At 31.7% G+C, this 12609-nt stretch carries 6 protein-coding genes; 1 reads left to right on the forward strand and 5 read right to left on the reverse strand.

The window, feature by feature from the left end:
* Positions 1 to 96: 96 nt before the first annotated feature.
* Positions 97 to 1905, reverse strand: coding sequence for a DEAD/DEAH box helicase (locus JL193_RS15055; protein WP_207971562.1), 1809 nt, complete (start codon positions 1903 to 1905; stop codon positions 97 to 99).
* Between the two features lie 144 nt (positions 1906 to 2049).
* The gene (locus JL193_RS15060) at positions 2050 to 3435 is read right to left on the reverse strand and encodes a hypothetical protein (protein ID WP_207971563.1); all 1386 of its coding nucleotides are present in this window, start codon (positions 3433 to 3435) and stop codon (positions 2050 to 2052) included.
* A 184-nt stretch (positions 3436 to 3619) separates the two neighbouring features.
* On the opposite strand from JL193_RS15060, the gene JL193_RS15065 reads away from it, so the two are divergent.
* A complete protein-coding gene (locus JL193_RS15065) occupies positions 3620 to 5239 on the forward strand; it encodes an ABC-F family ATP-binding cassette domain-containing protein (protein ID WP_207971564.1) in 1620 nt (539 codons plus the stop codon).
* 379 nt (positions 5240 to 5618) lie between these two features.
* Here the strand turns inward: JL193_RS15065 and JL193_RS15070 are convergent, their stop codons facing one another.
* The 3 genes from JL193_RS15070 to JL193_RS15080 form a co-directional block, all read right to left on the reverse strand.
* Positions 5619 to 8882: a T9SS type A sorting domain-containing protein gene (locus tag JL193_RS15070; protein ID WP_207971565.1), complete on the reverse strand. Its 3264-nt coding sequence runs from the start codon at positions 8880 to 8882 to the stop codon at positions 5619 to 5621.
* Between the two features lie 306 nt (positions 8883 to 9188).
* Positions 9189 to 10937 carry a glycoside hydrolase family 3 protein gene (locus JL193_RS15075; protein WP_207971566.1) on the reverse strand — a complete coding sequence of 583 codons (1749 nt, stop codon included), beginning with the start codon at positions 10935 to 10937 and terminating at the stop codon, positions 9189 to 9191.
* A gap of 2 nt (positions 10938 to 10939) precedes the next feature.
* Positions 10940 to 12415: a sulfatase gene (locus tag JL193_RS15080; RefSeq protein ID WP_207971567.1), complete on the reverse strand. Its 1476-nt coding sequence runs from the start codon at positions 12413 to 12415 to the stop codon at positions 10940 to 10942.
* Positions 12416 to 12609: the final 194 nt, after the last annotated feature.

Below are 12609 nucleotides of genomic sequence, written 5' to 3' on the forward strand. Positions count from 1 at the left end.
TTAAATAGAAGGCTTTCTCTTTTAAAAAAAAATCAAACCATAAATGGTATTATTTTGCACTTATGGTTTAATGTCTTTAAAAGAATTGATTTTTTTTTATCTTTCTTTGCGTCTTCTTCCAAAACCGCTAGATTTTCTATCTCCACCAGAGTTTCTGTTGGCTCTATTTGAAGATCTTTCTCTTCCACCATCATTGCCTTTTTTAGAAAAAGACCCGTCTAAACTTCTACGTCTGCCAAAACCACCCTCTTTTTTTCCGAAAGGTTTTCTACCACCTCTTCTTCCACCACTAGAACGTTCTTTTTTGGTAATTTCTACGTTTACAGAACGGCCATCGAAATCGGGTTGATTTGCGGCAAAAGCCTCTAAAGTTTTGTCTTCGTAATTTTTATCAATTTCAAAGAAAGAAAAAGTATCTAAAATATCAATCGCACCAATTTCTATTTTATCTCCAATATTTTGGTCGTTAATTAAGCCAATTAATTTTGCAGGGTTTAAACTATCTTTTCTGCCAATATTTATAAAAAAACGAGTCATATTCTCGTCTGTAGATCTTGCTCTCGAATTTTCTCTTGAAGATAAATCGTTTAAATCTTTAGCGTTTTCGTAATACTTTAACATTGTATTAAACTCTAAAGAAACAAATTTTTGAATTAATTCTTCTCTATTTAAGCTTTCTAGTTTTTCGTAAATGCTTGGTAAAAATTCGCTAATTTCAGATTCGTTTACTTCTGTATTTTGTACCTTATCAATTAAATTCATTAATTGATTTTTAACAATTTCTTTACCAGTAGGAACTTTCGTTTCTACAAATTTCTTTTTAATAATTCTTTCGATTTGGCGTAATTTCCCTTTTTCTTTTCCATTAACCAAAACAATAGAAATCCCTTTATTTCCAGCTCTACCAGTTCTTCCACTTCTGTGTGTGTAGTTTTCTATTTGATCTGGTAATTTGTGGTTTAATACATGTGTTAATTCAGTAACATCCAATCCACGAGCAGCAACATCTGTCGCCACTAAAATTTGAATTGTTTTTTTTCTGAATTTTCCCATAACAGAATCTCTTTGTCCTTGAGATAAATCTCCATGCAAGGCATCTGCACTGTAACCATCTTTTATTAAATTGTCTGCAACTTCTTGCGTTTCTCTACGAGTTCTACAAAAAATAATGGCATAAATATCTGGGTTTAAATCTGCAATTCTTTTTAAAGCAGGGTAACGAGTTCTTTCTGTAACCGAATAATATTCGTGACTTACATTGTCTGAACCTTGATTTTTTTCACCAGAAGTAATTTCTACTGGCTTTGTCATGTAATTTTTGGCAATAGACTCTACTTCTTTCGGAAAAGTTGCAGAAAACAACAACGTTTGTTTTGTTTCTGGAGTGGCTTCTAAAACTTTATCAAGTTCGTCTTTAAAGCCCATGTTTAACATCTCATCTGCTTCGTCTAAAACCAACCATTGTACGTTTCCTAACTTTAAAGCTCTTCTATTAATTAAATCTACAGTTCTACCTGGAGTACCCACTACAATTTGAGACCCTTTTTTTAAAGATCTAATTTGTTGGTCCATATTTGCACCTCCATAAACTGTGGTAACTTTTACGTTTTTTAAGTATTTACAAAAGTCTTCTATATTTTTACCAATTTGAACGGCTAGCTCTCTTGTTGGAGATAAAATAATTGCCTGAACATTGCTGTTACTTTCGTCTAAAAGCTCTAATATTGGCAAACTAAAGGCAGCAGTTTTACCTGTACCTGTTTGTGCAAATGCTTTTAAATCGGTTGTTGATGAAATAATTTGTGGAATTGCTTTTTCTTGAATAACAGTGGGTTTTTCGTAACCTAAATCTGTTAATGCTTTGTTGATAGGCTCTTTTAAGCCTAATTCTAAAAATGTTGACATTACTGTGTTTTTGTAGATTCACAGAACGCCCACCTGCAAATCCAAATTATAATTTTCGACTTGTTTTTTTATTGAAAAATTTCAAAATTAAAAACGTGCAAAGGTACATTAAATTAAATAAATGGCAATTTTTAAATTGTTTTATTAATTTTTATTCAATTTTTTTAATTGATTGTAGATTTTCGGAGAAGAAATAGAAGCATATCCATTTTCTACAATTCCGTTTTTATTAATAAGAATTGTTCTAGGCATTTTGCTTGTTAAAAAAGAATTTGCTTTGCTAGATTCGTTAATATAATATTGCTCTTTAATATCTAATTTTTCGATTCTATCTTTATCATTTCCATCGATTTTTACAATTAAATATTGTAATTCAGGAAAATTATGTTTAAAATATTTAATTCTCGAGGTTATGTAGTCTTTAGAGGCATATTCTGGGTTCCAAAAAAATAAAACCGTATTTTTATTTTTTATAATTTTTTCAATTTTTATTGGATGATTTGTAAAATCGAAAATTGCAAAGCCTTTAATTTGATCTCCTTCATTAAATTTTTTGCTATCTTCTAGCAGTCTTTCTATAATTTTTTTATCCTTTTTATTTGTAGAATATTTAGAAAAAATAGCGAAAGCTTCTTCGTTTACATCGCAACTCGATTTTTTATAAAAATGGTCTAAAACGGTTCTTTTTAAGAAGGCATTTTTAGATTCTTTAGAGCTAATTTTGCTATTTATTGTTTTTAATAAATCTACAGTAAATTTAGAGGAATAATGCTGTTTCATTGGCTTATGCCCTAATGAAAATGTGTAATTGTATAAATAATTTCTAATGTACTCTGCATAAGGCGTGTAATACATTAAAGAATCGTTATTTAAATCGATTTTATTTCTATAATCGTAAAAAGAAGCCTCTACTTTTGGAAAATCGTTTAAAGCTTTATATTTTAAATGTTCTATAGGATATCTTTCTAAACGCGAATAAATTGGAAAAGTTAATGCCGTTTTTAAAACTTTTCGAAAACCAGCCGTTTCATTTGGGTGCTCATCTACATACGTTTGATATGTTAGTAGTTTTTGGTTTAAAACAGAATCGATTTTCTTTTTGTAATCAGAAGATTTTAGTTTGTTTAAACTATAAAAGAAACGGTTATCGTTTTCGTCTTCTAAAAAACAATCAATTAAAATATTATTTCTTTCTGCCCCTTTTCCAGTAAAAACTAACGATTCGTCAAAATCCCAAGTATTTAAACGCAACATTAAGCTATCTTTTGGTTCTAAATAAATATACTGGTTTTCAATTCCGTGTATAAAATAATACAAACCTTCGTTTAAATTTTTATAATCTTTTATAAACTTGTTTCTAGAATCTAAATACAATGTATCTATAACCTTATCTAAAGCATATAGTACAACATACCTAGACTTTGGATTGATAATTTTACCTCCAAAAAAAGTTTTTGCATTTTTATTGTTGTCGGTACAACCAATAAAGGTTACAAAAATTAATAATATATGTAGTGTTTTTTTAATCATAATGTAGCATATGCACTATTCACAAATGTAGAAATTAGAAGTAGGTACCTTTGTTAATTCGCTGTTAAAAAAATAACACTTTTAAATTTTTATTAGCAACTTTTTCGATTTAAAATTGAATGAGTATTAGCAGCAAAAAGAAAAATGGAATTTGTACTTTTGCACAAAATTTAAAAATAGTACTATGTTATCAGTATCTAACCTATCAGTTCAATTTGGCAAACGTGTTTTATTTGACGAAGTAAATACAAAGTTCTTGCAAGGAAATTGTTACGGAATTATTGGCGCAAATGGAGCAGGAAAATCTACATTTCTAAAAATAATTTCCGGAAAACAAGAACCAACCTCTGGAAGCGTGCATTTAGAAGCAGGAAAACGTATGTCTGTCTTAACACAAGACCACTATGCTTTTGATGAATATCCGGTTTTAGAAACGGTAGTAATGGGTAACAAAGACTTGTTTAATATTAAAAAACAAATCGACGAATTATATGCAGATTATACAGATGAAAATGCAGAGAAAATAGGCGAGTTGCAAATTAAGTTTGAAGAAATGGATGGATGGAATGCAGATGCCAACGCAGCTGCAATGCTTTCTAACTTAGGGATAAAAGAAGATTTGCATTATACATTAATGAAAGATTTAGATGGTAAACAAAAAGTTCGTGTGTTAATTGCACAAGCACTTTTTGGAAATCCAGATGTTTTAATAATGGATGAACCTACTAACGACTTAGACTTCGAAACCATTGCTTGGTTAGAAAATTTCTTGGCAAATTTCGAGAATACTGTAATTGTAGTTTCTCATGATAGACACTTTTTAGACGCGGTTTGTACACATATTTCTGATATTGATTTTGGTAAAATAAACCATTATTCTGGGAACTATACTTTTTGGTACGAATCGAGTCAATTGGCTGCAAAACAACGAGCACAACAAAATAAGAAAGCAGAAGATAAAAAGAAAGAGTTAGAAGATTTTATTCGTCGTTTTTCTGCCAATGTTGCAAAATCGAAACAAGCAACTTCTCGTAAAAAAATGATTGAAAAGTTAAATGTAGAAGACATAAAACCTTCGAGCAGACGTTATCCTGCCATTATTTTCGATAGAGATAGAGAAGCAGGAGACCAAATTTTAAATATCGAAGGCTTGTCGAAAACTTTTGAAGATGAAATTTTGTTTAAAGAGGTTCATATCAATTTAAATAAAGGAGATAAAGTCGCTATTATTTCTAGAAATTCGAGAGCAGTTACAGCTTTCTATCAAATTATAACTGGAAATGAAGCAGCAGATGCAGGCGAATTCTCTTGGGGAGTTACCACAACTCAATCTTACTTGCCTTTAGATAATTCGAGCTTTTTTAAAGACGGAGAGCTAAATTTAGTAGATTGGTTAAGACAATATGCACAAACCGAAGAAGAGCGAGAAGAAGTGTTTTTACGTGGTTTCTTAGGAAAAATGATTTTTTCTGGGGAAGAAGCTTTAAAGAAAAGCAACGTGCTTTCTGGAGGAGAAAAAGTACGTTGTATGTTGTCTCGAATGATGATGAAAAGAGGAAACGTTTTACTTTTAGACGAACCTACGAATCACTTAGATTTAGAATCAATTCAGTCTTTAAACAATGCTTTAATTAATTTTAAAGGAACTATTTTGTTCTCTACACACGATCATGAGTTTGCACAAACGGTTGCCAATAGAATTATAGAGCTAACACCAAAAGGCGTAATAGATAGATATGCTACTTTCGACGATTATTTATCGGATCCAAAAATTAAAGAACTACGTGATAAAATGTATGCTTAGGTTTTAAATCTAGAGCCAACTTTACGAATTATACTATACGTCTTTTTTCACTTATTGCTTCAAAATAAAAGAAGAGGCCGTCTCAAAAGTATTAAAATTTGTCATTTCGACTGTAATAGAGAAATCTTATTTATTGAATTTCAATATTTTATATTTTTCGATAACTTCGTTAGCTATTTTCAATCAAAATATATTTTAATTTTAGTAATGCTAAAAATGAACAGTTAGATTTACTTTTGTGACAGCCTCTTTTTTATAGAAATTTTAAATATAAAGAAAAAAAATCATCAATTTCTTTTCCAGTAGTTTAAAATAATAACTGGCATTAAATTATTGTACATGATAAAAAGTTTATAAACATCATCTTGTGTAAAAAACTTTAAAACTTTATAAACTTATTCATTTTTAATACTTTACCTTTCTTTGTAACTACTTGCAATAGATAAATGCCATTATTAATAGTATTTAATGGTATTTTTGTTTTAAACTTATTATGTCCTTGACTAGAAATTACTAGTCTGCCACTTAAATCGAATATATGTATCTCTTTTATTCTATCTATGTTTGAGCTTAAGTTAACATTTATAAAACTTGATGCTGGATTTGGGTACATTTCCAATCCTAAAATACTCTGTTTATCAATTTCTTCTGTTTTACCAGCCTTTTTCTTTTTAGTAGTATTTGCAGTTTTACTTGCTGAACCCTTATAGCACCCAGAAATAGAGATATTATCTATAAAAAATCGATCTAAGTTATCTGTTCCATTAGCTCTAAATCGTAACCTAGTGTTAGCGGTAAAAGTAACTCCAGATATTACCACTTGCTCATTGTAGCGTTGGTTATTTACAAACTCATCAGTATAATTCCATTCTTCCACTTGCGAATAGGATGCGCCACCATTTGTAGAAATCTCCAAAAAGAAACCTTCATTAGCAGTACTAAAACCAATAGAGTAGTAGGTAAAATCGATAGTTAACTCTTCATAGTTTACTAAATTCATATTATCTGTGTAAATAATAGATGATGATGAATTATCTCGTAGTTTTATACTATAACTATCCATAGAATAAGAAGCATTTGAAATTCTTCTACTATCAGAACCAGTGCTATTCCAAATACCCCAACCAGATTCAAAATCTGTATAATCATAAGTTTGGTTATTGCACGTAGGTTGATTGTCTTCAGTTAGTGGGTTACAATCGTCATCAATACCATTATTAGGGATTTCAGTTGCTCCTGGGTTTACTGTAGCATCATTGTCGTTACAATCTACATCATTATTATAGCCATCGTTATCAACATCGAGATTGGTATTTATTACTCCCATAATATCATCAAAATAATAATTAGCAACTGTTTTACCCGCTAATAACCTTAGGGAAACTCCTGTTGTTGATTCGTTGATATTGGTTGTTATGGTATATTTTGTGTACGTTGTTGTTAATGTTGGATAATTTCCAACAAAATATGAACCTCCAGCAGTTTTATCAATTTTTAACTGAATTCCTATTTGTGCAGCTACATCAGATTTTGCCCAAACATCAACAGTTATGGTTTTTCCATTAAAATCTCCATCATACTTTACATTATCAAGTCTAACGTCACCTAGTTTTGGTGTTGCTAATGTATTGGTTTTTGTAGTTGAAACTTTAAATGCGTTATTGCCGTTATTAACCTCGGTACTTTCATCAGAAAACGTAGCTTCAGCATCTGCAGAACCAGAAATAACACCAGACCAATTTCCATCTGCTAATAAACATTCTGCATTACCATTAGCGATGATGTTTTCTTCTGAAGCTTCGCAAGTTACTACTGGGTAAGCAATAGTTATTATGTTTATACTATATGCTGGAATACTTAAATTACCTGCAGTTGCCGTTGTAGTAGAATTGCTAAACGCTGCAGCTTTTGTAGCATAAGGGATTGTCATTTCAGATGTAATATCCTCATTAAACGTTTCAATGGTATAATCTCCATCATATGGAAGCCCGTCAATAGCAAAGTTTAAAGTAGATGTAACTGGCAGTTTGTTCACTACAAATAATTTGTATTCAGAACCTGTATTAACCGCTTTAGCGTACATACCTTCCAAACCAGTTTCTAGCTCTGGTCCAGAGCTATAAGCGTCATAAACCTCATTATCTTTAAACACATCGAAAAGAGATGAATACATAACTCCCATAGCGGTCAACTTCATTTGCCCACCATCAAAATAAGTTAGAGTTGATTCGTGATATTTGTTACTGTGCCAGAACATGTGCACACCTGCTTGCTGTACGATACCTTGTTGGTTACCTTTTTCTAGTGCTAAAAATACATCAGCGCTTGCCAATGTTTGAGAGAAGTTTACGGGCATATTACCTGTTAAAACACCCCATTCTGTTATTAAGGCAGATTTCCCAGGAAAATGTGTATTGAATTTGGCAATCTTGTCTTGAGTTATCTTGTAGGATTTTAGCATACGGTATATTGTAGAACCACTATACAAAAAGGCATTGGTATTGTTGTAAAAGTGAAGTGTAGCTGCATCAAAATAGTCATCTGTTAATAAATGCTGCTTAATAGTATGATTCCAACTTCCATTAAAATAATAATCTTTTTCTAAAGCTACAGCAGCTTTTACATTAGGGTTTACCGTTTTTAACTCATTAATTACATTGGTAGTATGTGAAATATAACTAGCCACATCTGTTACATTACCACCTTGCTGCTGGGAAAAGAAGTTTTCGTTTCCTAATTCTATCCATTTTACATCTAAACCATCATTTAATCTGCTTTGGTATCTGTTTTTTGAATCGGTTGGAGAGTCTATCAGCATGTTAAACATTAAAGTTGATGATGCGTTATTGTTTAAACAAATATCTTTATAACCAGGGTAACCAAACTTAAAAACTGAAGAGTAATTCGTGAAATTTACACCGTTTGTACCTGGTGCATAGTACCCATCGGTTTGATAATTGTAATAATTACCTACTGTACCACCAGGAAACCTGAAATTGGTTTGTGGGAACCAATTATTGATAACTTGCGACGTCTCTGGGGAACTCCAAGAATACCCGCCGTCGTTCTCAAGAAATCTAAAATGTGTATTTGAAGACAGCAAATCGTTATTGAAAGCATGCTTGCTGTTAGTGTCGATGTCCAAATTATACGTTGGATTTGCTGGTACTGAAAAAGGAAATGCAAATTCCATTGCTGGCTGTACATTTGTTATTACTGGGTTTTTAATTTTCATTTCTCCAGTAGCTGTCTGCATCACAAATTCAATTCTAACCGAACTTGTATTTTTATTATTGTATTTTTTTATTGCAACCCCTACTTTGTAAAAAGCTCCCATAGGGTGTTTTGTTAAGTTTTCTGCAACTAACAGTGCGCCTCCAACACCTTTGAGCACTTTTACTCTTGGTGCCTCAAAAACTTGATCGCCATAACCTATATTGTTCAATTGAATTTCAGCAGTAACATAAACATCCGTATAGGTGTTAGAAACGGGTACGTCTAGATACACTTTACTAATTCCAGAACCAGGACCTACAATGGTATATTCGTTTCCTGAAAGTGTAATACCAGAACCACTTTCTGTCCAGGTATTAGTGTCAAAATTAATGTCGGTTGGTAGTGTTTGACCAAAAATAGAAGCCAAAAAAATGAAGTTCAAAAGGGCGAAGGAAGTAATTTTTTTTAACATGACGCTATATTATTTAGTTTTGCGATTGCAAATTACATAATGAACCCCTGTGCTGCAGTTTAATAATCATCAAAAATGGGGCTAAAAATTGTCACGTCCTCAATATTTGTAGTATAAATTAGACATAATGACAAAACGACCTAAGCTATCAAGTTGAAATTTTGCAGATGATAAAATGTAGTGTTTCAAATTTACCCATAAAAAAAGACCTTAATTGAAATGCCATTCATTCAAGGTCTTTATCTTGTAAAAAAATTGTACTTACTTCAAAACCTCATGCACTAACTTAACAGGAGAGGTGCCTTTAAATGGAATTTTACCCGTTAATGCGTTAACGACTGCTTTTTGTGAAAATGTATCTAAACTATAGGCGTTTATTCCTATATAAGCGTTTTCAAAATAGAAATTTACATAATAAGGATTGCTGTAAGAAACTGCAATAATTTTCTCTTGTGGCAACATTCCCAAGGTCCAAACACCCAACGCTTCTTTGTCTTTTAAAAGGGATGCGCCTAAAGGACTAAAGTATCGATTTTCGAAAGCTACCAATACTTTATCATATTTGTCAAAGAAATTTAATTTTTCACCCCATTCTAAAAAACTTGGATTGTGCAAAATCGTATCTACATCAAAACCTTTGGTTTTTAGTAAATCTTGAGTAAAGCGTAAATCGTTGGTTCTGTTTTCGTGACTAATATTTACAATCGCAATTTTTTTGTTTTCTGAAGGTTTTAAAGGAATTTTAATAGCATCTGTTAATAAAGTAACAGCGCTATTCGCAATTTCTTGCGCATTTTTTTTAATGATGGCTGTTTCTTTTTCTGAAATTGGATAGAAAATATTTTTTTTCTTTTGTAACAATCCGTATTTTTCACGAACACCCCAAATTCTCTCAACAGCATCATCTAATCTAGACATTGGAATGTCTCCTCTTTTGATTCTTACTTCTAAAGAGTCCATAAATTTTAGTGTTGGCCATAACACCATATCTACACCAGCTTTAAATGCCGCTAAAGAGGTTTCTATTTCATTTTTATAATAACCTGCTGCACCTCCCATATTTAGTGCATCAGACATAATTATTCCATTAAATTTCATTTTCTTTTTTAATAAACCTACCATTAATTCTTCTGATAAAGAAGCTGGTAAAAAAACACCATTTCTTTTTTCTTTTTGATAGGCAGGAAAACGAATGTGACCTACCATAATTGCAGGTGTTCCTTCATTTATCATTTTTTGATACATGGTACCAAAGGTTTTATTCCATTCAGAAATAGATAAATTATTGGCAGAGGTAATTAAATGTTGGTTTTTAATGGTTGCTCCATCTCCTGGAAAATGTTTTATAGTTGAAACGACACCTTGCGCATTCATACCTTTAATTTGAGCTTTTAACAACGGATAAGCTCTTGTTGCATCATCTGAAATGGCTCTTTCTACGACCAAATCTTGTAGCGGATTCATGTTTAAATCTACCAAAGGATGTAACAACCAATTTACGCCTAATGCATTGGATTCTTTTGCAATGGCGTTCCCGAATTTGTAAGCTAAATCGGTATTGTTTGCTGCGCCAACTGCCATTTCTGAAGGCATGTTTGTAAATTCGTTATAAATACTTCCAACTCCACGCTCAAAATCTTCGGTTACAATCATTGGGTATTTTGAGGCGTTTTCATAATCTGAAATCGCATTCTTAATAGTTGGAATTACTTGATCTCTTGGCGGAGTAAAAAGATAGTCCCAATAAGGAATAAAAATTCCACCAATTGGGTATTTTTCCATCATATTTTCGATAGAACCAAATTGGGCAACTTGTGCTTTGTGAAACGCTCTTACAATCATAGTTTGTCCAATTTTTTCTCTTATAGACAAACTTTTCCACGTGGTATCTTTTGGTGTAAAGTTGTACGAAATTGCTTCTGGTAATTGGTGTTTTTTGGGTTTGTTACAACCAATAATAGCAACGCAAAGCGTTACTATTATTAGTAAATTAGAGATGTAAGTTTTCATGTTTACTTGGTTTCTTGACTTTTAAAATATGCAAAAGCTTTTGCTTTTAAATCTTTTTTAGCCTCTATATATTCCTTTTCATTCACAAGATTTTTGGTTTCTTGCGGGTCTTCTTTGTAATCGTAAAACTCTTCGGCTACAATTTCTGCTTCGTCAATATTTCTATTTGCCTCATAAGGTTGTTCATCTTTAATCCAAATAGTATATCTATAGCGTTCGTTTCTAAAAGTATAACCCATTTTATTTGAATCTCTTGGAAACTGGCTTACAGCAACATCTTTAACTTTTTCTACCTTGTTTTCCATCAATGGTACTAAGCTAACACCATCTAAATTTCCTGGTGATTTTATCCCTGCCAATTCTAAAAGTGTTGGATAAACATCTACAAATTCTGTTGGAGAATTTGATGTTCCAACTTTATCTTTACCCGCAGAAAAAATTAAAGGAGATTTTGTAGATTGCTCGTAATTAGTGTGTTTACAGTACATGTTGTGGTCGCCTAAATGCCAACCATGGTCTCCCCAAAGTACAATTACCGTATTTTCTCTTAAACCTAATTTGTCTAATTCATCTAATACGTTTCCTATTTGCTGATCTACAAAAGATACACATGCATAATACCCTTGAATGATTCTTTTTTGTTTTTCCACAGGAATAGGGGTATTGTAATCCTTTGGAATGTCTGCGTAACCACCTCTTAACTCCCAACTGGGTTGTGTAGCATATGCTGGAGTTCCTTCTGGATCTTTCATATATTCTGGAAGCTTTATGTTTTCTATAGGATACATGTCCCAGTATTTTTTTGGAGCTACAAATGGCAAATGAGGTTTGTAAAAACCTGTAGCCATAAAGAAAGGCTTATTGCCTTTGGCAAATTTACGCAATTGCTTTACTGTTCTTCTTACAACCTCTCCATCTGCTGTCATACTATCAGGTACATTTACAATTTCGTAAGAAACACGCTCTTTATTTTTAATGTATTCTCTACCAATTTTAGAATGATGCTTAAAATTATCATAAGGATAAGTCCATGAAATAGAATCATTGCCCTTATCTACAGATCTATAATCGAAAACTTTACCAACTGCTGCAGTTTCATAACCATTTTGTTTGAAATATTGTGGCATGGTTACAATATTCGGGTTTTTGTCTCTCATTAACGTTTTTAGATCCCAAACTTGTGTATAATCTGGTCTTTTTCCTGTAAGAATACTTGCTCTAGAAGGCCCACAAACTGCTTGCTGGCAATGGTTGTTTAACATTACAAAGCCATTCGTCGCTAATTTATCTATATTTGGCGTTTTTACCTCTTTATGACCGTAAGCACCCATTAAAGGTTTTAAATCGTCAATTGCAATAAATAAAATGTTTTTTGGTTGATTTTTTACGGCTTCTTTCTTTGCTGATTTTTGATTGCATGAAACAATTAAAATTGTACAAAGTGATAAAAGAAAGATGTTTGATATTTTATTTTTCATAAGATATTGTTTTCTATTCTAGTAAGGTCTCTTTTTTTACCTTGTAGGTTTTATACCATTTATCACTTGAAATTACTGTAATTTTAAACAAGAAATGGTATTATTTTTATTTACTTTCTATTTTATGTTGATACTTATTAAGTTAATGTTAATACCTACAAGGTTTTTAAAACCTTGCAGGATAACTTTGAAAC

This window comes from Polaribacter batillariae (genome assembly GCF_017498485.1).
Classification (GTDB): Bacteria; Bacteroidota; Bacteroidia; order Flavobacteriales; family Flavobacteriaceae; genus Polaribacter; species Polaribacter batillariae.